The organism is Mesorhizobium sp. B264B1B (assembly GCF_020165765.1).
Taxonomy (GTDB): Bacteria; Pseudomonadota; Alphaproteobacteria; order Rhizobiales; family Rhizobiaceae; genus Mesorhizobium.
This window is the reverse complement of the sequence record NZ_JAIUIS010000005.1, coordinates 334123-357430: the sequence shown is the minus strand read 5'-3', so window position 1 is coordinate 357430 and position 23308 is coordinate 334123. Positions and strand designations below refer to the sequence as shown.

Sequence of the window (23308 nt, the reverse complement as noted above, 5' to 3'; positions counted from 1 at the left end):
CCGCCGCCTAACCGGCCCTAAGCATGTAGCCGGCGCCGCGAATCGTATGCAGGATAGGCTTGTCGAAGCCTTTTTCGATCTTGCCGCGCAGTCGCGAGACATGGACGTCGATGACGTTGGTCTGCGGATCGAAATGATAATCCCAGACATTTTCGAGCAGCATGGTGCGCGTCACCACCTGACCGGCATGGCGCATCAGATATTCAAGCAGGCGGAACTCGCGTGGCTGCAGCGTGATCTCGCGTCCGCCGCGCCTGACCGAATGCGAAAGCCGGTCAAGTTCGAGATCGCCGACGCGGTAGACGGTTTCGGCTTCCTTGGCGCTGGCCCGGCGGTTCAGCACCTCGACGCGGGCGAGCAGCTCGGAAAAGGCATAGGGCTTGGTCAGATAATCGTCGCCGCCGGCGCGTAGGCCGGTGACCCGATCGTCGACCTCGCCCAGCGCCGACAGGATCAGCACCGGCGTGGCGTTCCCCCTGGAGCGCAGGCCGGCGATGACCGAAAGGCCGTCGCGGCGCGGCATCATGCGGTCGATGACCATCACGTCGTAGTCGCCGGCATCGGCGAGCGCGAAGCCGGTCTCGCCGTCACCTGCGACATGCGCGGTGTGCCCGGCCTCGGTAAAGGCTTTCTGCAGATAATCCGCAGCCTCGCGATCGTCTTCTATGACGAGAATCTTCATAGGACCGTTATACGCGATTTCGCTGGAAGATTGAGTAGCCGGCATCTGCATTTTAGCCTTCGCCAAAGCGCATCGCGATCAAGATGATCCAGGCCGCGCGCGATAAAGTCTTGGTTCTCTGGTGTTACTGTCCCAGCATGCTGCCGGCATGCCGTTGCCACCAAAGCGCTCCGCTTGTTCGCTCAGCCTGAGCGCATGGTCTGCGGGTGAGTGCGGCAGCGGGCGATGGGAAGCCCGCTGCCGCCGGAGGGGAGCACGATGACTGACTAACGTGCTCGGCTCCATACTTCCCGTGCGGCGGCTCGGGGGTGTTTGAAACCGCCGCACTGGAAAAGTCGTTGTCAGCCCTTGGCGACGGGCAGCGCCACAAAGCGGTTGTTGTCGTCGCGGGTGATCTGCATCAGGACAGCCTTGCGCCCGGATTTCACCGCTTCGTCCATGGCCTTGGTGACGTCGTCGGTGCCGTTGACTTCCATCGAATTGACCGCGGTGATGATGTCGCCCGGCTGGATGCCACGGTCGGCGGCATCGCTGTCGGGATCGACATCGGTCACCACCAAACCCTTGCCGTTCTCGGATTTGGTGACGGTCAGACCGAGATCGGCGAGCGTATCGGCCTTGGCCGGAGCCGCAGGCTTGTCGTCGGCCGAGGCCTGCTTGTCGCTTGAAGGCAGCTTGCCGAGCTCGACCTTGACGCTCTGGCTCTTGCCGTCGCGCCAGACCGTGACGTCAACCGACTTGCCCGGCGAATAGGCGCCAATCAGGCGGGCGAGCTCCTTCGGCGAAGCAACATCCTTGCCGTCGACCTGGGTGATCACGTCACCTGCGGTAATGCCGCTCTTCTTGCCGGGGCCGTCGTCCTGTGCGCTGGATACCAGTGCGCCGTTGTTGGACTTCAGGCCGAGCGATTCGGCGATATCTGATGTGACCGGCTGGATCTCGACGCCGAGCCAGCCGCGCTGCACGGCACCGCTCTTCATCAGATCCTCGACGACCTGCTTGGCGGTCGAGGCAGGAATGTCGAAGGCGATGCCGACGCTGCCGCCGGAAGGCGAGAAGATAGCGGTGTTGATGCCGACCACCTGACCGCTGAGGTTGAAGGTCGGGCCGCCAGAATTGCCGCGGTTGACCGAGGCGTCGATCTGGATGAAATCATCATAGGGACCGGCGCCGATGTCACGGCCCCGCGCCGAGACAATGCCGGCGGTGACGGTGCCGCCGAGACCGAAGGGGTTGCCGACGGCCACGACCCAATCGCCGACCCGAACCTTGGAGTCGTCGGCGAAGTCGACATAGGTAAATTTGCCGCCACCCTCGACCTTGAGCACCGCGAGGTCGGTGCGCGGGTCGGTACCGACCAGCTTGGCGTCGAGTTCCTTGCCGTCATTGGTCACCACGGTGAAGGCGGTGCCCTCTTCGACGACATGGTTGTTGGTGACGAGATAGCCATCCTCGGAGATGAAGAAGCCCGACCCTTGAGCCACCGGGCGCGGCTCGCCATTACCGCGGTCACGATGCCCGAACCGGCGGTGGCCATCGTCGTTCTGGCCGCCCTGATCGCCAAACCCGCGGAATTCCTTGAAGAAGCGGCGCAGCTGCGGATTGTTGGGCAAATTGTCGAAACCGTCCTGGCCGTCGGAGCCGTCATCGGCGGTGGGCTGGACCTTGGCCTTGACCTTGACGCTGACCACGGCGGGCGAAACGCGCTCGACGACATCGGCGAAGCTGGGGACCTGCGGCGCCTCGACGCGCACGGCATCGGCCAGAACGGGGCTGGTTCCGCTGGTCAACGCACCAACGCCGATCGCGCCGGCAACGGCGACGGAAGCGACGGCAGCCAGGAGACGCTTGCGGGTGCGGGAATATGAATTGGGAGCAATATTCATGGGGTCTCGTATCCTCTTTTCGAAGGGACGCGCCTTGTCGGCATCCTGAGGAAGAGAATTAGAGCGGCGTACATTACGACGCCATTTCCGACGCATGAAACTTTGGTAATGTTGGCGAACGATCGCCGCCTGCGCTCAATCGCGGCGCAGGATCGCCTCCAGTGCCGCCCGCTCGTCGGCGGAGAGGGATTTTGTCGCCAGTGTCCGACGCGATCTCGCGCTGATCACGACGAACAGGCCGCCGGCCAAAAGCAGGATCACCGGCGTGCCCCAAAGCAGAGCGTTGCGCAGGTCGAAGCGCGGCTTCAGCAGCACGAACTCGCCGTAGCGCGAAACCACATAGTCCATCACCTGCTTGTCGGTATCGCCAGCGACCAGGCGCTGGCGCACCAGAACGCGCAGGTCACGGGCAAGGTCGGCATCGGATTCGTCGATCGACTGGTTCTGGCAGACCATGCAGCGCAGCCCTTCCGACAGCGCTCGCGCCCTCGCTTCCAGCGTCGGATCGGCAAGCATCTCGTCGGGCTTCACCGCCAGCGCCGTGCCGGCAAAGGACAGCGCCAGCACCATCACGAGCGACGCGATGGACAACTTCGCCTTCATGGCAGGCCCGCGGGGCTCATGGCGCCGGCCTGCTTGCGGCGGCGCGAGGGTGCGCCGACGCGCAGGCGCCTGTCCATCAGCGACATGGCCGCACCAACCATCATGACCAGACCGCCGCCCCAGATCAGCGTCACCAGCGGTTTCCACCACAGGCGCACCACGACCGATCCGTCATTGCCCTCGTCGCCGAGCGAAATGTAAAGCTGCGAAAGGCCCATCGTCCTGATGCCTGATTCCGTCGTCGTCGTCTGGCGTACCGGATAGAAGCGCTTGGCCGAGCTGATTTCGCCAACCGGACTGCCGCCGACGCCGATCAGTTGGAAGCGACCGCGATCCTCGCTGTAATTCGGTCCCTGCGCCGGATGGAGCCCGACGAAACGCAGAGTGTGGCCGGACAATTCGACGGTTTGCCCGGCATGCATCGACAGGATCTTCTCGGTGCCGAAGCAAAGCGTGCCGACGATGCCAAGCGTGGTCAGGCCAAGACCGAGGTGGGCAAGCGCTGTGCCGAAGACCGAGCGCGGCAGGCCGAGCAGGCGCCTGACCATGACCCTCGCAGCCACATTGCCGAACCCCGCCTTGACAGCGAGGTCGGTGAGAGCGCCGAGGATCAGCCAGACGGCAAGACCCACGCCAAGGGCTGCGAATACCGAAGCGCCGTTGATGAACAGGGCGGTGACCAGCGTTGCCAGAAGCGCCGCCGCGAAGGCCGCCATCAGGCGCTGCGCGACGGCGAAGACGTCGCCGCGCTTCCAGGCCAGCAGCGGCCCGAACGGAACCATGGCCAGCAACGGCACCATGAGCGGTCCGAAGGTGAGGTCGAAGAACGGCGCGCCGACCGAAATCTTGTCGGCCGAAAGGGCCTCGACGGCCAACGGATAGAGCGTACCGACGAGTACGGTGGCGGTGGCCGTGGTCAGGAACAAATTGTTCAGCACCAGCGCGCCTTCGCGCGAAACCGGATGAAAGAGGCCGCCGGCCGTCAGCCTCGAGGCACGCAGTGCAAACAGCGTCAATGATCCACCGATGAACAACGTCAGTATGCACAGGATGAAGATGCCGCGCGTCGGATCGGTGGCGAAGGCATGCACCGAGGTCAGGACGCCCGAACGCACCAGGAAGGTGCCGAGCAACGACAGTGAAAAGGTCAGGATGGCGAGCAGCAGCGTCCAGATCTTCAGTGCCGAACGCTTTTCCATGACGATGGCCGAATGGAGCAGCGCGGTGCCCGCCAGCCACGGCATGAAGGAGGCGTTCTCGACCGGATCCCAGAACCAGAAGCCGCCCCAGCCGAGCTCGTAATAAGCCCAGTACGAGCCCATGGCGATGCCGCCGGTCAGGAACATCCAGGCCACCAGGGTCCACGGCCGTACCCATCGCGCCCAGGACGCATCGATGCGTCCGTCGATGAGCGCGGCTACCGAGAACGAGAAACAGATCGAGAAGCCGACATAGCCGAGATAGAGCAGTGGCGGGTGCACTGCGAGGCCGAGATCCTGCAAAATGGGATTGAGATCGCGCCCTTCGATGGGCGCCGGCGAAAGCCTGGCGAAGGGATTGGACGTTGCCAGGATAAACAGGAAGAATGTCGCGCCGATCGCACCCTGCACGGCAAGCACGTTGGCGCGTAGCGTCGCCGGCAGGTTGGAGCCGAAGGCGGCGACCAGCGCACCGAAGAAGGTCAGGATCAACACCCAGAGCAGCATCGAGCCTTCGTGATTGCCCCAGGTTCCAGTGATCTTATAGATCATCGGCTGCAGCGAATGGGAATTTTCCCAGACGCTGGCGACCGAGAAATCGGAGCTCGCATAGGCGCTGACCAGTGCGGCGAAGGACAGCGCCGTCAGGGCAAAGCCGGTGATCGCGACGGGAGCGCCGACCGCCATCAGGCGCTGATTGTTGGTGCGGGCGCCAAACAGCGGCACCACCGTCTGCACCAGCGCCAGCGCGAAGGCCAGGACCAGCGCGAAATGTCCGGTCTCAACCATGATCGCCAACCCGGCTATATCGAGCCTGCCTATTCACTCTTGCTCTCCTGCCAAACGCCCTTGGCCTTCAGCCCATCGGCCACTTCCTTGGGCATGTAGCGCTCGTCGTGCTTGGCCAGAACGCTGTCGGCCACAAAGACGCCATCCGGGCCGAACGTGCCCTCGGTAATGACCCCCTGCTCCTCGCGAAATAGGTCAGGCAGGATGCCTGTATAGGTGACCTTGACCGATTTATGGGTGTCGGTCACAGAAAACGCCACTGTCGCCCCCTGCCCGCGCTGGATCGTGCCTTTTTCCACCAGGCCGCCCAGCCTGATGCGCTGGCCCGGCTGAACCGTCGCCGTGGCCAGATCGGCGGGCATGTAGAAATAGGACGCCTTCTGGCCGAGCGCATAGAATGTCAGGCCGGTGGCGGCGCCGAGGAAGGCCAGGCCGCCCGCGATCACCGACAATCGTTTCTGTTTGCGTGTCATTGTCCGGTCCAGCCCTATTGCGTCGCCGTCAGGCCGAGCGAAGCGGCAAAAGCGGTGAATTTCCTGGCTTCGTCACTGTCGGCTCCAAAGACGGCAATAGCTCGGCTCAGCGCCTCGCGCGCCTGGTCGGCCTTGCCCAGCACGATGTAGGAACGAACGAGCCGCATCCATCCTTCCGGGTCGCGCGGATTCTGCCGCAGCTTCTCGTCGAGCCCGGCGACCATGGTGTTGATCATGGCTTCCCTGTCCTGCGGCGACATCGATGAAGCGGCATCGATATCGCCTGCGGTCGGTCCGTTTGCCGGCTCGCTCGAAGCGACGCCTGCATTGCCGGCGCCGGAACTATCGGACTTGGCCAGCGCCTGCTCGATCGCGCCGCGCCATGGCGAATCCTTCGGCAGCGTGCCCAGCATCGCCTGCCAGGCCGCGGCCGCCTCCTTGCTGCGGCCCTCCTGCGCCAAGGCCATAGCCAGGTAGAAGCCGGCCTTGGCATTGGCCGGGTCAAGTTTCAGGGCCGCCTCAAAGGCCTCCTGGGCATCCGCCGAAACGATGCCGCCGGCCGCGCTGGCGATCGCCTCGCCGAGACCGGCCCGGCGAACAGCGCTGTCGCCGTCGAGGCGAATGGCGTTGCGATAGGCGGCGACCGCGTCGGAAAAGCGCTGCATGCGCAGATAGACCGGCGCCAGCACGTCCCATCCCCTGCCGTCGGACGGATTGGCGGCAAGATGGGCTTCGGCGCGAGCCACAAGTTCGTCGACCGAGCTGTCGGCCGGATTCTTGGCCAAGCGCTCGCTGAGCGGCTGCGAGGGCAGATCAGGCGAGCCGATGTTGATGTAGAGGCCCCAACTGACCAGCGGCACCGCCAGCACGGCCGCGGTGGCGACAAGCCGCGTCGCGACGGATGTGCGTCCGACGGATGCGCTGCCGGCCTGGTCCGCATTGTCGAGGCGAAGGATGCGCCGGGCGATCTCGGCGCGCGCCTCATCGGCTTCGGCAGGCTTGATCAGGCCACGGGCGGCGTCGCGGTCGAGTTCGGACAGTTGATCGCGATAAACTTCCAGATCGTGCTCGCCGCTCGAAGACGCGCTTCTGGCGCCACCGGCCAGCGGCAGCAGCACCGCCAGGCTGGCGCCCAGCGTTAGGATTGCGGCTATGACCCAGAACAGCATGGTTCTTCCAATAACGTCAGAGCCTTGCCCTGCCAACACAAGCATACTGCGACGCTTTGACGGCGGGCGCGCCGCATATCCTTCATCGACATCAACCGGCCGGGTCCGAAATGGACCGGCTAGCCTGTCAGGTGAGCGGCGTCCAACTGCCATCGGCGTTGCGGCAAGCCGTTCCACGCGCCGTGACCCCTGCCCCGCCGATAAAGACGGTCTGCGTGTACTGGCGGCAGTCCTGTGAGCCGACGCGGTAGGGCTGAGCCGGAACCACTTCGCCATAACGAGACGCCTGGGTGCCCTTCCACGTCACCTTCTGGCCGCTCGTGGTGTATTCGAGCGCCTTGTATTCAGCCTCGAGCGCGCTGCGCTTTTCGGCGTCGCTAAGCCCGCTGCCGATCGACCCGCCGATGAGGCCGCCGCCCATCGCAGAGATAATCGTCGTGGCGACTTTGCCGCCGCCGGATGGCGTCGAGGCCGGCGTCGCAGCGATGGTGGGAGCCTTGCCGCCCAAGGTGGTGCAGCCAGAAACGGCCATCAATGCGGAAACAAGCGCGACGCGAATCTTCATGCCAACAACCGGTTTTCTTGAGCTGGAGCCTGTCATGGATGAGCCGGGGGCCGCGTCATCGGAGAAGTCGGCGAGCCTATAATGTTGATATTTGTCGGAAATTTGGCCGTTGGGCCCGCTACGGAGCCAATCGGTGCGCCGCCATAACATGCCCAGCCCGTCAATGTCGATCGGCCGGGGAAAGGCATCACTGAAGGCTCCGCAATCGCACTACCGCCTTCAATCCGCCCATGCCGGACCGTTCGAGCAGCAGTATGCCTCCATACTCGTTGACGAGGTCGGCGACAATGGCCAAGCCGAGACCCGTGCCCGGCTTGGTCTCGTCCAGGCGTCGTCCGCGTTTCAACGCTTCGCGCGCTTTTTCCTCGGGTATGCCCGGTCCGTCGTCTTCGATGGCGATCTCGAACATGTTGTCGTCCTTGTCACCCACGGGAACGACGGAAATCGAAACCGCGCTCTTCGCCCATTTCATCGCGTTTTCGAGCAGATTGCCGAGCAACTCCTCGAGGTCCTCGCGCTCGCCGGCAAAGACGATCTCGATCGGCGGCAGCGACAACGACAGGTTGGTCTGCGGATTGAGCTTCTGCAAGACCCTGACCATGCGCTGCACCAACGGCGCTATCGGCGTGCGATAGACGACGCTGTCGCGCTGCGCCGCGACGCGGGCGCGCTGGAGATAGTGATCGACCTGCTTCTGCATGGAAGCGGCCTGTTCGGCGATCAGTTGCCCCTTGGCGCCACCAAGCGCCCGCCCCTCGTTGAGCAGCACCGCCAGCGGCGTCTTCAGGGAATGGGCGAGATTGCCGACCTGAGTCCGCGAGCGCTCGACGATACGCCGGTTGTTCTCGATCAAGGCATTGGTTTCGTTGGCAAGCGGTTCAATCTCGGCTGGAAACTGGCCGTCAAGTCTTTGCGCGGTGCCTTCGCGCACCATGGCGAGCGCGTTCCTGACCCTTCGTAGCGGTTGCAGGCCGAGCAGGATGGCGATGGCGTTGATGGCGATCATGCCGACGCCGAACAGGGAAAGGTAGGTCAGGAGGCGGCGCTGGAAGGTGGCGATCTCCTGTTCCAGTTCGGTCTTGTTGCCCATGACGCGAAAGCGGGCGGCGCGGTTCTTGGCATCGAGAACGAATTCGCTCTCGAACACGACCAACTCCTCGCCATCGATGCCTTGCGCCGCGTAGCTGCGCTGGAAATTGGCGTTGAAGGGAACGTCCGCCACATCGGGCGACGGGATCGTCCTGGTCATCGACGATGAGTGGAGATTGCCGTGCACGCCTTCCGAAGCGGGTTCGACGGACCAGTACCAGCCCGAATTCGGTTCCGAGAAGCGGAGGTCGCCGAGATCCGGAGCGCCGGTGAGCGCGCCGGTGTCGGAAATGCCGATGGAGCCGATCAGGTTGAACAGATGCGCAGAAAGCAGGCTGTCGAAACCGCGCTCGCTGGCCTGGCGGTAGAGCGTGGTAATGAGGGTGAAAATGACGATGAGGGTCAGGATCGCCCAGACCGTGGAAAAGGCGATGACGCGGAACGTCAGCGAGCGCGGCCACAGGCGCAGCGAGAGCCGCTTGCTCACGGTTGGGTTGGTAGGGAGCGGTTCCGCCTTACGCCTCCGGCTCACGCATGCGATAACCCATGCCGCGCACGGTTTCGATCATGTCGATGCCCATTTTCTTACGGAGCCGTCCGACAAACACCTCGATCGTGTTGGAATCGCGGTCGAAATCCTGGTCGTAGAGATGCTCTACCAGTTCGGTCCGCGAGACGACCTCGCCCATGTGATGCATCAGGTAGGCAAGCAGGCGGAACTCATGCGATGTCAGCTTCAACGGCACGCCGGCGACATCGGCCTTCGAGGCCTTGGTGTCGAGGCGTAGCGGCCCGCAGGTCAGTTCGGATGAGGCGTGGCCGGCGGCGCGGCGGATCAGCGCCCTGACCCGCGCCAGGACCTCCTCGATGTGGAACGGCTTGGTGACATAGTCGTCCGCGCCGGCGTCGATGCCGGAGACCTTGTCGCTCCAGCGGTCGCGGGCGGTCAGGATCAGCACCGGCATCTTGCGGCCGCCGCGCCGCCAGCGCTCGACCACGCTGATGCCGTCCATCTGCGGCAGGCCGATGTCGAGCACGACCGCGTCGTAGGGCTCGGTGTCACCGAGAAAATGGCCCTCCTCGCCGTCATATGCCCGGTCGACGACATAGCCGGCGTCGACCAGCGCATCCGATATCTGCCGGTTGAGATCCTTGTCATCCTCGACGACCAGTACGCGCATGCGAAGACCACTGCCTGTTGACCGATTGCTTCAGCTATAGGCCGATTCCGCCGGCCTGGGAAACGACGGGGGTCAGTTCTGCGGGACGACGATCTCGGAGCGGCGCGGACGCTGCCCGTTCTTGCCCGGAACGAGCACGACGATGACGCAGACCGGCTGCCCGCCTCGCGTCGACTGCGAGGCCTTGGCAAGCGTCCCGCCATTCTGCTCGGCCACCTGCTGGCCGATCGCGTAGCAGTCGGCCGCCGCCACGACAATCGATTCATCCTGCGCGGCTGCCGGCGCAACGCTTGCCGGCACCGCAAGCAGCCCGGCGCAGAGCGCCAGGGTCGCGGTTCGGAAATGGGAGCGAAGCGTTCTCATGGCCAGCGTTGTAACGCATCGGCGCTGAACGTGAAATGAACGGTGATCGCCGCTGAAACCATGCTCGCCACCCCTGCAATGCGAGACAAACAAATTGAGATTTCACCGCCCAACCCGATGAAACCCATGAAGTTCCAGTCTAGACTCCGTTTCGTTCATATTGAAAGCGCGCGTCAGGCGTTTTCCTGGGTCAGCGCCCGAAAACGCAGCAGGCCGTGATGGACAAGCAGTTCCTCGTCATACCGCGCCTCGCTGAATTCGAGCGACAGGCGTGTCTGGCCGCGAGCACCGACCTCCAGCACCGCGTCGGCAAGGCGCGCCTCGATGGCATCCATGATAGCCCGCGTTTCGGCTTCGCCATGGGCCTTCGACCAGACATGCAGCGTAATAAGTTGATCGTCGCGGTTCTCGGCGCCAGTGTCCCAGTCAAAGGCGCAAGTCTGGCCGCATGTGACATAGGGAAAGGCGACGTTGTCGGTTGGTTGTTCGCGCAGTCCGGCGCCGCCCAGCAGAGCCGACAGGGACGGATCGCTTTTTAGCCTCAGAAACAGTGCCTGTTGCAAATCGCCGGGCGCCGTCATCGTTTCTCCCTCACCCGGTGCGCTATCGACCCTGCTCGCCAGAAGCTCTTCCGCACTCCAGACGCTTTGCCATATAAAGCCATTTACCGAACGAACACGATTGCCGATTCGTTGTCACGATGATGAATGTCGATGATCTCGAAAATACGACTTCCCGACAATCTCGTCAGCGACGATGAATAGCGGGTACCCTTTGCGAACCGCAAGCATCAGCAACGCCCGGCAGCGCCGCATTTCCTAATTTCAGGAGCTGATCATGCTCGATCCAGAAAAGGCCAGGGCCGCGTCGCGCCTCCTGGTAGGCCATTGGGACAAGGGCACCCGCCTCGACGCTATACCCGAGGAATTGCGGCCGAAGACGCGGGCCGAAGGCTACGCCATCCAGTCGCACGTCATGGATCGCTCAGTGGCTCCGCTCTTCGGCTGGAAGATCGCGGCAACCAGCCTGGCCGGCCAGCGGCATATCAACGTCGACGGCCCGATGGCCGGGCGCCTCCTCGCCGAGAAGGCGGTCGAGGTTGGAGGCTCCGTTTCCCTGGCGACAAGCAAGATGCGTGTCGCCGAGATCGAATTCGCGTTCCGGTTCGGCCGTCAGTTGCCGCCTCGCCCGGCGCCTTATGAAATCGGTGATGTAGTGGACGCCGTGGCGAGTTTGCATCCGGCGATCGAAATACCGGACTCCCGCTATGACGATTTCTGCGCTGTCGGCGCGCCGCAGCTCATCGCCGACAATGCCTGCGCCAATCTGTTCGTCATCGGCGAGGCGGCGGAAGACGATTGGCGTGACGTAGATTTCGCGAAGCACCCGGTGGCCGCTTCTGTCTCTGGAAGGTCGCAGCATATCGGATCAGGAGCAGCCGTGTTGGGCGATCCGCGTGTTGCGCTGACCTGGATCGTCAACGAATTGTCGGGGCTGGGTATAACGCTCCAGCCGGGGCAAGTGGTGATAACCGGCACCTGCGTGACGCCGATAAATGTCGAGGCCGGCGACGAAGTCATCGGCGATTTGGGCAGGTTCGGCCGGGTCTCGGTGCGCTTCTGCTAGCAGTTTTACCCCTGTGACAATCCCCTGAGGCAGACAGGCCCCCGGTCATTGTCCTCCACGCAGCCGCACCACAACGCTGCGCACTGCAAGCACCAGCACGGTGATGACGATCAGGATCACTGAAAGGGCCGCGATCGCCGGGTCGATATTGTCGCGCAGACCCATCCACATCAACCTGGGCAGCGTGATGGCGTTGACCGAGGTGATGAACAGCGTGACGCCGATTTCCTCCCAGGAGAGCACGAAGGACAGCAGTGCCGCGGTGACGATGCCGAATTTGATGTTGGGCATGATGATGCGCGTGGCGCGCTCCCAGACGCTGGCGCCAAGGCCACGCGCTGCGAGGTCGATACGGCGGTCAAGCTGGCTGAGGGAGACCAGGATCAGCACCGTGGCGAAGGGCACCGTCATCACCGAATGCGCCATGGCCACACCCAGCCAGGTGTCGTAGCCGAAAAAGGAACTGACGCCGGAGATCGAGGTGAGCAGGAAATAGAGCGTCACCGCCGAGACCACCGGCGGCACCACCATCGGCAACAGCACGAAGCCGACCAGAGCCGCGGTGAAGCGCGGCTGGAACATCCACACGCCAAGGCTGAAGCACAGTGCCAGCACCGTCGAGATAACACTGCTGACGATGCCGATCCTGATCGAGAGCAGGATGGACTGAAGCCAGCGCGGATCCTCGACCAGCGAGCGGTAGTGGCGCAGCGACAACTCGCCCGTCGGCATCGCCAGCATCCGGCTGGGCGTCAGCGAGACCGGGATCACGGCCAGCAGCGGCAGGAGCAGGAACAGCGCCACCATGACGGCGAGGGCAAGCGAGACGGGACCGGGGCGATAGGTCGGCATAGGCTACACCAATTGCTTCGGTCTGACGTAGCGGAAGAGCAGCGCCATCAGGATGCCGACGAACAACACCAGCACCACGCTGATGGCAGCACCCAGCCCCCAGTCCGGGCTCTGGAAGATGCGGAGATAGATCAATTCGGCGATCATGACGCTGCGGCCACCGCCAAGGATCGCCGGCGTAACGAAGAAGCCGAGCGAGAAGACGAAGACGATCAGCGCGGAGCCGATGATGCCGGAGCGCGTCATCGGCACGAACACCGTCCAGAAGGTGCGCATGCGGCTGGAACCCAGCCCGCGCGCGGCGAGCAGCACACGCTCGTCGAGGCTGCGCATGGAAGACGCCAGCGGAAAGACGGCGAAAGGAATGAGGAAGTGCGTCATGCCGACGATGACGCCGAATTCGTTGCGCACCAGCGTCAGCGGTTCGCCAATGAAGCCGATCGACTGCAGCCAGGTGTTGATCAGGCCGCGGTTGGAGAGAAGCGCCACCCAGCCGAAGGCGCGCGTCAGCACCGATATCCAGAACGGCACCAGGATGCAGAATTCGGCCAGCACCCGCTGCGCCGGGCTGCCGCGCACCCAGACCACGGTGATGGCGTAGGCAGCGGCAACCGACACAACGGTGACGATCGCCGCGATGCGCAGCGTGCGGACGAACACCGACTGTACCAGCGGGTCGGTTATCAGCGCGCCGTACTGGCCAAGCCCCGGCGTCGGCAGTGTGAAGCTCCACTTCACCACGCCGAGGAACGGCCAGGCATAGGCGAGGCCAAGGAACAGGAGCAGCGGCGCCATCAGCAGCGCCGCGCCCATCCTATCCGAGAGAACGCCTCTCATGTCAGCCCAGCGCCGGTCAGGCGGAGATGATCTTGGTATATTCGTCCAGCGCCGCCCCGTAATTCTTGGCGTACCAGTCCATGTCGAGCGGGATCTGCTTCTTCATGTTCTCGGGATCGACCGGGTTGATGCGCTTCTTGTCGGCGGGAACCAGAGCGTCGGCAGCCGGGTTGGCCGGGCCCTGACCGAGCTTGTCGAACATGACAAGCTGCTTTGCAGGGTCCTGCGCGCTGGCGATGAACTTCATCGCCGCGTCCTTGCCGCCGGGGTTGTTCTTCAACACGGCCAGTGCGCCGGGCGAAATCAGGCCCTGGTCCCAGATGAACTTGATCTGACCGCCCGAATCCTGCTCGATCAGCGAGGCTCGCGTCGACCAGACGATCGCCATCGAGGCTTCGCCGTTGAGCAACACGCTCTGGCTTTCCGCGCCGCCGCCCCAATAGGCGACGACGTTCTCCTTGAACGCGGCGATCTTGTCATGCGCGCGCTTGAGGTCGAGCGGATAGAGCGACGCCGGCGCGATGCCGTCGGCGAGAAGAGCCGCCTCCCAGCTCGACACGCCCCATTTGTAGAGGGAGCGCTTGCCGGGGAATTTCTTCACGTCGAAGAAATCGGCCATGCCGGTCGGGGCATTGCTGCCGTATTTCTGCGAATCGTAGGCGATCACATAGGAGAAGAAATAGGTCGAGGCGGCGTAATCCCAGCCGAAACCCGGCCGCATCTTCTTCTTGTCGACTATTGTGTAGTCGATCGGCTCGAGCATGCCTTGCGCGCCAAGCGTGATGGCCGAGAACGGGTCGACGTCGACAAGATCCCAGGTCGGCGCACCGCTTTTAAATTGTGCCGCGATGGCCCCTTCGGTCGGGCCGGAGCCATCCATCTTGACGGTGATGCCGGTGTCCTTGGTGAAAGCCTGGCCATAGGCGGCGTCGTAAGCCGTGATGGCGTCGCCGCCCCAGTTGACCAGCACCAGTTCCTTCGCGGCGGCGAAGGACTTGGTCGAGCGCAGCAGCAGCGGCGTGCCGGCAAGCACGAGGCCTGCAAGTTGCGTGAATTGCCGGCGCGAGATCTCACCGCGCCTTGTCCTTTCGGAGAGCGTTTCGATGGCCTGTTTCTTGGTATCGTTCATGTTAGTTCCCCTTTGTTTTCGTTGATCGAATCCGGAATCCGGTGCGGCGAATTCAGGCCGCGCCGGTGCTCATTGCCCTCCGTCCGGAAGGAGGAAACCCTTTTCCGCCGGCCAGGTCAGCCAGACGGAATTGCCTTTGCTGAGTGCCGCGGCCGCGACCTCGTTCGGCACAGAGACGGTCACCTTCGCACCTTGGCGTGTCGTAAGGTCGAGTTTGGTCGCCGCGCCCAGATAGGTCGATCCGATCGCGGTGGCAGCTATGCCGTTCTCGCCTGCCGCCGCCTCGCGCGCTATCGACATATGTTCTGGCCGGATCGCCAGGATGGCATTGCCATCCACTGCTTCGGCGTTGCCGCGCAGCTTGATTGCCCGGTCTTCGCAGAGCGCGGTCGCGCCATGGTCGGCGACGCGCACGCCCTTCAGCGGCAGCATATTGATCTCGCCCAGGAACTCGGCGACGAAGCGGTTGGCGGGCCGGTCATAGACCTCGTCAGGCGCTCCGACCTGCAACAATTTGCCATGGTTGAAGATGGCGACACGCGAGGACAGCGCCAGCGCCTCGCTCTGGTCGTGGGTGACGAAGACGAAGGTGGTGCCGGTCTCCTGGTGCAGGCGCTTCATCTCGGCCTGCATCTGGCCGCGCAGGCTCTTGTCGAGCGCCGAGAACGGCTCGTCGAGCAAAAGCACGCCCGGCTCGAACACCAGCGCGCGGGCCAGCGCCACGCGTTGTTGCTGGCCGCCGGAAAGCTGCGCCGGCAGCTTCTTCTCGTGGCCGAGCAGACCGACGCGCTCTATCATCTCGCCGACGCTACGCTTGATCTCGGCGGCAGATTTCTTGCGCACCTTGAGGGGAAAGGCGATGTTTTGCTCGACGCTCATATGCGGGAAGAGCGCATAGCCCTGGAACACCATGCCGGCGGCGCGCTGCTCGGCCGGCCGGTCGGTAATGTCGACGCCGTCGCTGAACAGGCGGCCCTCGCTGGGCTGCAGGAAGCCGGCCAGGATCATCAGGAAGGTGGTCTTGCCGGAGCCGGAGGGGCCGAGCAGCGTCAAAAACTCGCCGCGGCCGATATTGAGCGTCAGATTGTCCAGCGCACGGAACGAGCCGAAGCTCTTGCCGATCCCGTTCGCCTTGATCTCTGCGGCCCGGCCGGGTTGCTGCATCCTGCCTCTTCCTTGGTGGCTGGGGGAAATCGTAGGCAGCGCGAAGGCTCACCGCAACCGAATAGTTTTCGCCTGATCGGCAAATTTGATTCATCTATGGCGAATGCCGGCGACGCTGGAGCCGCGAAATTCACCTCTCCTGGGGGAGATCAGTTGATCTCAATATGTCCGCAACCTGTTCTCCGATAGCTTCGACCTCAACCATCCCCCAAACGCCTCCAGCACAGGGTGACCCGCCTTGGCGTGCTCGGAAACCAGGAAATAGGAACGCGGCGACGGGATCGAGGTCTCGAACGGCTTGACCAGCCGGCCCTCACTCAGCGCCCGGCGGCTGGTCAGCTCGTCCCCCATGGCGATGCCCTGGCCGGCAATCGCCGCCGAGAAAACGAGGTTCATGTCGGAAAAGAAGATGCCGCCCTCGGTGTCGGGGTTCTCGACCTTGGCCAGCGCCAGCCAGCGCGCCCAGTCCTCCGTATCGCCAAGATGCAGCAGGTTGGCGCGCAGGACGTCGGCGGGCTTGGAAAAGCCGCCCACTTTGTTGAGTAGCGTCGGGCTGCAGAGCGGCGTGAACGAGATATCGCACAGCAGTTCCACCACGCGGTTCGGCCAGTTGCCGACGCCAAAGGCAATGAAGGCGTCGGCGTCCGGATTGCTGACGTCGTCGAGCCGCCGGGGCGTCAGTATGCTCAGCGCCACGTCCGGATACATCTGCCGGAACTCGCCGATATGGGTGCACAAGAACAGCGAGGCGAAGCCTGGTGTGCATGAGACTGCGAAGGAGCCGCCGACCCCGGTGCCGGCGTTTTGCGCCACCGCGTCGCCGAGCACGGTCAGCGCCTTGCGCACGTCCGCGGCATAGCGCTGGCCGCGCGGCGTCAGCGCCACGCCCTTGCCGATGCGCTCCAGCAGATCGAAGCCGAGGTCGCGTTCGAGCAAGCGCAATTGATGGCTGACCGCACTGCGGGTGAGGTGCAATTCGTCGGCGGCGCGCCAGACGCTGCCATGACGGGCGAAACTGTCGAGGGCGCGCAGCGCCTGCGTCGATGGAATTCTCAAGAGGTGAACCGAATTTGCACGAACCGGGAAAACATATCACTTTTTGGCAAGCCGCTTCACTGCTTTCTTTGGCGCATGGAAAAACCGGTGACGACATCGGCGCAAGAAACCGCTCTTGCCTGCCTCGACGGCATCCAGCCGCTGCTGTCGGCCTGGACGCGCACCATCTTCGACTTCGGCGAGACCGCCTGGCGCGAGTACCAGTCGGCAGATTGGTATGTCGATCGGCTGAAGCGCGAGGGGTTTGCGGTCGAGGAAGGCTCCGCGGGCATGCCGACGGCCTTCTGCGCCCACTGGACCAATGGAGACGGTCCGACCATCGGCATGTATGCCGAATATGACGCCGTGCCCGGCAACTGCCAGAACGCTGCCACGGTGAAGCGGCCCCGCCCAGGGCTCGGCTCCGAAGCCGGCGGCCATACCGATCCGCACTCGGGCCTGGGCATGGCCAGCCTGGGCGGTCTGCTCGCCACAAAGGCCGCCATGCAGCGCCACGGCATTGCAGGCACGCTGCGCTTCACCGGCGAGCCGGCGGAGAAGGTGCGCGGCTCGAAACCGATCCATGCAGCCAAAGGCTATTATGACGGCCTTGCCGGCATGATCTCCTTCCATCCCTTCTACATGCTGCCGCTCTGCAACACTGCGCGCTGGGACACCCATTGCGGCGCTGCCTACGCGATGATCTATCGCTTCATCTGCGATGAGCCCGAGAATTGGGCACGCGCCGCCGGCGACGGCGCCCCGATCCCGCAGGCACATTCGGCGGTTCGCGCGCCCGGCGCCAACGACGCGCTGATGACGATGTACATAGCCTCCAAGGCGCTGCGCGATTCCATGCTGCCGCACCAGGGCGGCTGGTCGATCAGCGAGGCGATCCTGACGGCGGGCCAGGCCACCGCCGACAATCTGCCGGCAGGCCTTGCCGAGATCCAGTACATGATCCGTGTTCCGACCATCGCCATGGCCGAGCAGGTCACCGCCGTGCTCGACCGAAACGCCTCGGCCGCCGCCGCGATCAGCGGCTGCCGCTACGAACGGCACTGGGTTTCGAAGTCGCGGCCGGGGCTGGCCAATCATGCCATGGCCGGGATCGCCTATGAGGCGTTGGCGAGCGTCGGCCCGCCCCGCTGGGACGAGGCGGCGAAGAAGATCGCCCGCGAGATCCAGGTCAATGCCGGTGGGGTGGCGAGCGAAAACCCCTTCATCGACGAGCTGGAGCGGCTGATTGCACCACAGGAGGCAGAGGCGATCCTGCGCCGCGACCTGCCGCCGTCGCAGGTGAACTCGACCTCGGACGACTACACCGATATGAGCTGGCACGCGCCGACGGCGCGTTTCTATGTCGCCCGCCCTGCCCTGCGTTCGGCAAACGGTCATGTTTTTCCAGCTTGGGCGATGAACGCGCTGGGTGGCATCCCGGCGACCATCGACCCGATGGTCATCTGCGCGGCGAAGACCGTCGCGCTATCCGCCCTTCGCCTGCTGGAAGACAAGGCCGCGCGCGACATGGCGATGGACGAGTTCGTCACCCGAACCGGCGGCGGCATTGGCGGTTCGACCTGGATCGCCCCGCTCTGCGACTACGATCCGCCCATCAACTTCCGCTGGCCGGAATATGTCACCACGCCGCGCGGCCGCGACTGGTGGATACCAAGCAAGCAATGACCGCAAACGCCCATACGAGGAGAACCGCATGACCGTTCATGACCGCATCATCGCCGAGCCGTTTTCGCTGCAGCGCCGCAACCCGGCCGGCGGCACCAAGCCGCTGACATCATGGGGTTTCGCCAACGAGACCGACGTCTTGACCGACGTGCTGCTCGGCTCGCCCAATTTCCTGCGCCATCTCTCGACCAGCTCCCTGTCGCGCAAGCACCTGCGCGAGGCGCCCTGCAACATCCAGATCGCGCAGGCACAACACAAGGATCTGGTCGCGGCCTACGAGCATTTCGGCGTCAACATCCACTGGCACGAGCCGACGCCGGAGCTGCCGATGCAGGTCTACTCCCGCGATTCCAGCGTAATGACGCCGTACGGCGCCATCATCACCGCCATGGCCAATTGGTGGCGGCGCGGCGAGAATTACGCCGCCATCCGCACCTATGAAAAACTCGGCATCCCGATCTACGACATGGTCACCGCAGGCACCTTCGAGGGCGGCGATTTCAACGTCATCGAGGATGGCGTGGTGCTGATCGGCTGCGGCGGCGCCCGCACGCAGGAAGAAGGCGCCCGGCAGGTGCAGGCCTGGTTCGAAAAAGAGGGTTGGGAAACACGAATCGCCTTCATCGACGAGTACTATGTCCATATCGACCTGATGGTGGTGCCGATCGCGGAAAAGCTCACCGCCGTCTGCCTCGCCTGCACCGAGCCGGGGATCGTCGACTGGCTGAGGGGCAAAGGGCACGAGATCATCGACGTGCCGTTCCAGGACACGATGGCGCTCGGCTGCAACTTCATGTCGCTGGGCAAGGACAGGGTGATCGCGCCGACATCCAGCCAGTCGCTGATCGGTCAACTCAAGGCGCGCGGCTTCGAAGTGGCGGCCGTCGACATGAGCGAGATCTCCAAGACCGGCGGCGGCATCCACTGCATGGCGCAGGCGTTGAAGCGCGAGGCGGCCTGAGCCCGGAACGGCAACCCCATCTTCGCCCGCCTGATCAGCGTCAGGCGGGTGAATGGCGGTTTGTACCGCCCCCATCAACAAACCCTGCAGGTGTGTCCTCGCCACCCTTGTGGGCGTCCGCAAATGGATGAATAGTCAGGGCGGCGTCGCCCTGAAACTGCCCGCTTGGTTTTCAGGCCGCGCCATAGCCGTCCGGGTTTTTGAATGGTCAGTCCTGAACCACGCAAGAGAAGAGGTGCGATCGCCGCCCGGCTGCTGGCGCTCGACGCATGGATCGATTCTTCTCTCTACGAGATCGGGTTCAAGGCGCGCCAGTTCTGGGAGGGCGCGACGATTTTCTCCCGGCGTTTCCGCGTCAACGGCTGGCGCCGTGGCATCGTCGAGCTTTTGAGCGAAGGTTTCACGCTTGGCGCCGGCGGCATCGTCGTCATGCTGGCGCTGGCTATTCCCGCCTTCCAGGACACGGCCGGCGACTGGCGCGCCCAGGGCGACTTCGCCGTTACCTTCCTCGACCGTTATGGCGACGAGATCGGCCAGCGCGGCATCATCCAGCGCGATTCCGTGCCGGTCGACGAAATGCCGGACCACGTCATCAAGGCGGTGCTTGCCACCGAGGACCGGCGCTTCTTCGACCATTACGGCATCGACGTTCTCGGCCTGTCGCGCGCAATCTTCGAAAATGTGCGGGCAAACTCGGTCGTCCAGGGCGGCTCCAGCATCACGCAGCAGCTGGCCAAGAACCTGTTCCTGACCAATGAGCGCACCTTCGAGCGCAAGATCAAGGAAGCCTTCCTGTCGCTGTGGCTCGAAGCCAATCTGTCGAAGAAGGAAATCTTGCAGCTCTATCTCGACCGCGCCTATATGGGCGGCGGCACGTTCGGCATCGAGGCGGCGGCGGACTTCTATTTCGGCAAGAGCGTCAAGGACCTCAATCTCGCCGAGGCGGCGATGCTTGCAGGCCTGTTCAAGGCGCCGACCAAATACGCGCCGCACATCAACCTGCCGGCGGCGCGCGCGCGCGCCAATGTGGTGCTGTCCAATCTCGTCGATTCCGGCTTCATGACCGAGGGCCAGGTGCTGCAGGCAAGACTGCATCCGGCCGATGTCGTCGACCGCGGCGAACAGAAGAGCCCCGATTATTTCCTCGACTGGGCCTTCGACGAGGTCAAGAAGATCGCCAAGCCCGGCCAGCACTCGCTGGTGGCGCACACCACCTTCGACGCCAACATCCAGAAGGCGGCGGAAGAGTCGGTGGAGTTCCACCTGCGCCAGTTCGGAAAGGAGTACAACGTCACCGAAGGGGCCGTGGTGGTCATCGAGACCAACGGCGCGGTGCGCGCGATCGTCGGCGGCCGCGACTATGGCGCCAGCCAGTTCAACCGCGCCACCAAGGCGCTGCGCCAGACCGGTTCCTCCTTCAAGCCCTATGTCTACGCAACGGCTATGGAGCACGGCTTTACGCCGAATTCGATCGTATCAGGCGGGCCGATCAGCTGGGGCAACTGGTCGCCGCACAATTACGGTGGCGAGTCGGCGGGCAAGGTCCCGCTGATCGTGGCCATGGCCAAGTCGATCAACACGGTGCCCGTGCGGCTTGCCAAGGACTATCTCGGCATCGGGCCGATCAAGGCGATGGCGGAATCATTCGGCGTGGAATCGCCGCTCGAAGCGCACAAGACCATGGTGCTCGGCACCTCGGGCATGACCGTGATGGACCAGGCGACGGGCTACAGCGTGTTCGCGCAGAACGGCTTCGTCGGCTCCAGGCATGGCATCACGCAGCTCGTCACCCGCACCGGCGAGGTGGTCTACGATTTCGCCAAGGATGCGCCGCCGCCGCATCGCGTGCTGTCCGAGCAGGCGCTGAAATCGATGAACACCATGCTTGTCGCGGTACCGGCGATGGGTACCGCCAGGCGCGCGCAGATCCCCAACATCGTCGTCGCCGGCAAGACCGGCACGACGCAATCCTACCGCGATGCCTGGTTCGTCGGCTTCACCGGCAACTACACGGCGGCCGTCTGGCTGGGCAACGACGATTTCACGCCGACCAAGAACATGACAGGCGGCTCGCTGCCGGCGATGGTGTGGCAGCGGCTCATGGTCTATGCGCATCAGAACATCGACCTCAAGCCTATCCCCGGCATCGACAAGCCCTTCGTCGACGAGGAGATCGCGGCCAAGGCCGCGGAAGCGCAGAAGAAGAGCGAGGAACAGGCAGCGGCCGATGCCGCCGCCGAACGGCCGCCGGTGCTGTCCAGCCGGACGACACAGACGCTCAGGGACATGACCCACCTGTTCGAAACGGCGCGCAGGCTCGGTGCATCGGCTCCGCCCGAAACGCTGTCGGCGCTGTAATCGCGGCGCCTCTTCCCTTCTGCCTTCGGGAAGATGGAAAAGCCACACCTTGCGAATCCGCGTCCTGCGGCTTGCCACACGACCCCGCGCCGCGATATCCCCGAGCGGCAATTCTTCATGCGCCCGGCCTTTCATGCTCAAGAACGCCTTCCTGACGCTGCTTTCGCTTGCCATAGCCATCGGCGGCGGCGGCGCCAGCGTCTGGTATGCGCTGAAAATGCAGGACGGCGTCGGGGCGATCAGGATCGGCCAGTGGACCGCCTTTCCCGATATCGGCACACCCGCAGCCGACCCCTATTCCAAGGCCCGCGTGGCGCGCGAGGGCGTGCTCGCGCTCGGCCGCGCCGAAGGGCTGTCCTTTGTCGCCGAGGACGACGCAGCTGGCGGAGAACTCAGGCGCGAATGTACCTACACGATCGAAGGCGGATTTCCGACCGCCCGATTCTGGACCCTCTATGCCGCCGACCAATCGCTCAGCGTGGTCGAGACCGGCAAATCGCGGGTTGCCGCGCTTCAATCCTATGGCGTGCTGCGCCAATCCGACAATTCGGTGCTCATTTCCGTCGGCCATCACCCGATGCCCGGCAATTGGCTGCTGACCGACGGTTCCGGCAGGATGTATTTCGTTTTGACATTCTACGACACGCCGATCGCCAGCAGCACCGGCCTGTCGGATGTGTCGCTGCCCAAGATCACCAAGGTCAGCTGCGATGCGTAGTGTCTATGCCGCGACGCGCAGACTTCTACATGCCGTCCTGCTCGGCCTCGTCGGCGCCGGCATCGTGCATATCGTCGTGCTGCTTCTGGTGCCTGAATTCTCGGAACGCGATGCCTGGTCACGGCTGTCGATGGCGTCGGATCTCTACCGGATGACCCGGCTCGATGCCGAGGCGGGCGGCGCGCCGGTGGTGAAATCGGTCGACCCGCTGTTTTATGCGACGGCTTGCCGGTTCGACCTCGATGAGGGAATGGTGAGGATCAGGGCGCCGGGCAATGTGCCCTTCTGGTCGGTGTCTGTCTATGACCGCAACGGCCACAACATCTATTCATTCAACGACCACACGGCGACCGGGGGCAAGCTGGATGCCGTGGTGCTGACGCCGGCGCAGATGATCGACATACGCAGGGACCTTCCCGAGGAGCTTCAGGGAGCGATCTTCGTCGAAGCGCCGATCGACGAGGGCATATTCGTCATCCGCAGCTTCGTGCCGGACGACAGCTGGAAGTCGATCGTGTCGCGCTTTCTGGAGCAGAGTTCGTGCGAGCTGCAGGACTTTTAGACCGCGGCCCGGACAGTCAGCATCACAACAATCAAGGGCGGTGCCGCAGGGATGATTCCCGCCTCGGCCTCAAGAACGTTCAGTGGTGCGGCACTGGCGTGCGTGGCGATCCCGGCTTGTCAGGGCCGGCAGGCCGCGCTTCCCCCGCGGCGGACCGCTCATAGCGGATACCGGGAAAGATGATCACCGCCGCCGGTATTTCGGTGGTTTGCTTTGCTCGATTGGTCGGTGCCGTTCTCGGCACGAAAGACAGTACCATGCCCATGGTTCGCGTATTCCTCTCGGTTGCCCCGGAGCACAACGCAACGCCTCCAAATATCATTAAGGCCGGCAGAGGGTTAACGGAGCGCTAACGGATCCCAGCTAACTTGATCTTTGTTT

Annotated in this window: 22 protein-coding genes; 6 read left to right on the top strand and 16 right to left on the bottom strand. The window is 63.9% G+C overall.

The window, feature by feature from the left end:
* Positions 1-7: 7 nt before the first annotated feature.
* From LB547_RS13240 to LB547_RS13190, 11 genes are all read right to left on the bottom strand, one after another.
* Entirely contained in the window at positions 8-682 is a 675-nt protein-coding gene (locus LB547_RS13240) for a response regulator transcription factor (protein ID WP_181175065.1), read from the bottom strand.
* Positions 683-1023: 341 nt separating this feature from the next.
* Complete coding sequence (locus LB547_RS13235; RefSeq protein WP_140517974.1) at positions 1024-2568, bottom strand: Do family serine endopeptidase; 1545 nt, start codon at positions 2566-2568, stop codon at positions 1024-1026.
* A gap of 135 nt (positions 2569-2703) precedes the next feature.
* Positions 2704-3171 (bottom strand): cytochrome c-type biogenesis protein, encoded by a 468-nt coding sequence (locus LB547_RS13230; RefSeq protein WP_140517973.1) that lies wholly within the window; start codon positions 3169-3171, stop codon positions 2704-2706.
* Positions 3168-5159, bottom strand: a complete 1992-nt coding sequence (locus LB547_RS13225; protein ID WP_140494690.1) for a heme lyase CcmF/NrfE family subunit — start codon at positions 5157-5159, stop codon at positions 3168-3170. Before LB547_RS13225 ends, LB547_RS13230 begins: the two co-directional genes overlap by 4 nt.
* A 29-nt stretch (positions 5160-5188) precedes the next feature.
* A complete protein-coding gene (ccmE, locus tag LB547_RS13220) occupies positions 5189-5632 on the bottom strand; it encodes a cytochrome c maturation protein CcmE (protein ID WP_140494692.1) in 444 nt (147 codons plus the stop codon).
* Between the two features lie 14 nt (positions 5633-5646).
* Complete coding sequence (gene ccmI / locus LB547_RS13215) at positions 5647-6801, bottom strand: c-type cytochrome biogenesis protein CcmI (RefSeq protein ID WP_140762575.1); 1155 nt, start codon at positions 6799-6801, stop codon at positions 5647-5649.
* Positions 6802-6928: 127 nt separating this feature from the next.
* Positions 6929-7366: a hypothetical protein gene (locus tag LB547_RS13210; RefSeq protein WP_140762578.1), complete on the bottom strand. Its 438-nt coding sequence runs from the start codon at positions 7364-7366 to the stop codon at positions 6929-6931.
* 187 nt (positions 7367-7553) lie between these two features.
* Complete coding sequence (locus LB547_RS13205; RefSeq protein ID WP_318012534.1) at positions 7554-8942, bottom strand: ATP-binding protein; 1389 nt, start codon at positions 8940-8942, stop codon at positions 7554-7556.
* A 28-nt stretch (positions 8943-8970) separates the two neighbouring features.
* Complete coding sequence (locus LB547_RS13200; protein WP_140494700.1) at positions 8971-9636, bottom strand: response regulator transcription factor; 666 nt, start codon at positions 9634-9636, stop codon at positions 8971-8973.
* Positions 9637-9708: 72 nt separating this feature from the next.
* Positions 9709-9999: a hypothetical protein gene (locus LB547_RS13195; RefSeq protein WP_140494702.1), complete on the bottom strand. Its 291-nt coding sequence runs from the start codon at positions 9997-9999 to the stop codon at positions 9709-9711.
* Positions 10000-10172: 173 nt separating this feature from the next.
* Positions 10173-10580, bottom strand: coding sequence for a DUF3168 domain-containing protein (locus LB547_RS13190; protein ID WP_140494704.1), 408 nt, complete (start codon positions 10578-10580; stop codon positions 10173-10175).
* 256 nt (positions 10581-10836) lie between these two features.
* On the opposite strand from LB547_RS13190, the gene LB547_RS13185 reads away from it, so the two are divergent.
* Complete coding sequence (locus tag LB547_RS13185; RefSeq protein ID WP_140520722.1) at positions 10837-11625, top strand: 2-keto-4-pentenoate hydratase; 789 nt, start codon at positions 10837-10839, stop codon at positions 11623-11625.
* 45 nt (positions 11626-11670) lie between these two features.
* Here the strand turns inward: LB547_RS13185 and LB547_RS13180 are convergent, their stop codons facing one another.
* The 5 genes from LB547_RS13180 to LB547_RS13160 form a co-directional block, all read right to left on the bottom strand.
* The gene (locus LB547_RS13180; protein WP_140580854.1) at positions 11671-12477 is read right to left on the bottom strand and encodes an ABC transporter permease; all 807 of its coding nucleotides are present in this window, start codon (positions 12475-12477) and stop codon (positions 11671-11673) included.
* A gap of 3 nt (positions 12478-12480) precedes the next feature.
* Positions 12481-13314 carry an ABC transporter permease gene (locus LB547_RS13175; protein ID WP_140517968.1) on the bottom strand — a complete coding sequence of 278 codons (834 nt, stop codon included), beginning with the start codon at positions 13312-13314 and terminating at the stop codon, positions 12481-12483.
* A gap of 16 nt (positions 13315-13330) precedes the next feature.
* Complete coding sequence (locus LB547_RS13170; RefSeq protein WP_140494711.1) at positions 13331-14443, bottom strand: ABC transporter substrate-binding protein; 1113 nt, start codon at positions 14441-14443, stop codon at positions 13331-13333.
* 69 nt (positions 14444-14512) lie between these two features.
* Complete coding sequence (locus LB547_RS13165; RefSeq protein ID WP_140494713.1) at positions 14513-15607, bottom strand: ABC transporter ATP-binding protein; 1095 nt, start codon at positions 15605-15607, stop codon at positions 14513-14515.
* Between the two features lie 159 nt (positions 15608-15766).
* The gene (locus LB547_RS13160) at positions 15767-16663 is read right to left on the bottom strand and encodes a LysR substrate-binding domain-containing protein (RefSeq protein ID WP_140494716.1); all 897 of its coding nucleotides are present in this window, start codon (positions 16661-16663) and stop codon (positions 15767-15769) included.
* A gap of 75 nt (positions 16664-16738) precedes the next feature.
* Between LB547_RS13160 and LB547_RS13155 the strand changes: the two genes are divergently transcribed.
* The 5 genes from LB547_RS13155 (at position 16739) to LB547_RS13135 (ending at position 22927) form a co-directional block, all read left to right on the top strand.
* Entirely contained in the window at positions 16739-18328 is a 1590-nt protein-coding gene (locus tag LB547_RS13155; protein ID WP_181167740.1) for an amidohydrolase, read from the top strand.
* A 28-nt stretch (positions 18329-18356) separates the two neighbouring features.
* Positions 18357-19289 (top strand): dimethylarginine dimethylaminohydrolase family protein, encoded by a 933-nt coding sequence (locus LB547_RS13150; protein WP_140494721.1) that lies wholly within the window; start codon positions 18357-18359, stop codon positions 19287-19289.
* Positions 19290-19493: 204 nt separating this feature from the next.
* The gene (locus tag LB547_RS13145) at positions 19494-21647 is read left to right on the top strand and encodes a transglycosylase domain-containing protein (protein WP_140494725.1); all 2154 of its coding nucleotides are present in this window, start codon (positions 19494-19496) and stop codon (positions 21645-21647) included.
* A 133-nt stretch (positions 21648-21780) separates the two neighbouring features.
* Positions 21781-22365, top strand: coding sequence for a DUF1214 domain-containing protein (locus LB547_RS13140; protein ID WP_140517961.1), 585 nt, complete (start codon positions 21781-21783; stop codon positions 22363-22365).
* Positions 22358-22927: a DUF1254 domain-containing protein gene (locus LB547_RS13135; RefSeq protein ID WP_140672003.1), complete on the top strand. Its 570-nt coding sequence runs from the start codon at positions 22358-22360 to the stop codon at positions 22925-22927. Before LB547_RS13140 ends, LB547_RS13135 begins: the two co-directional genes overlap by 8 nt.
* Positions 22928-23308 lie beyond the last annotated feature (381 nt).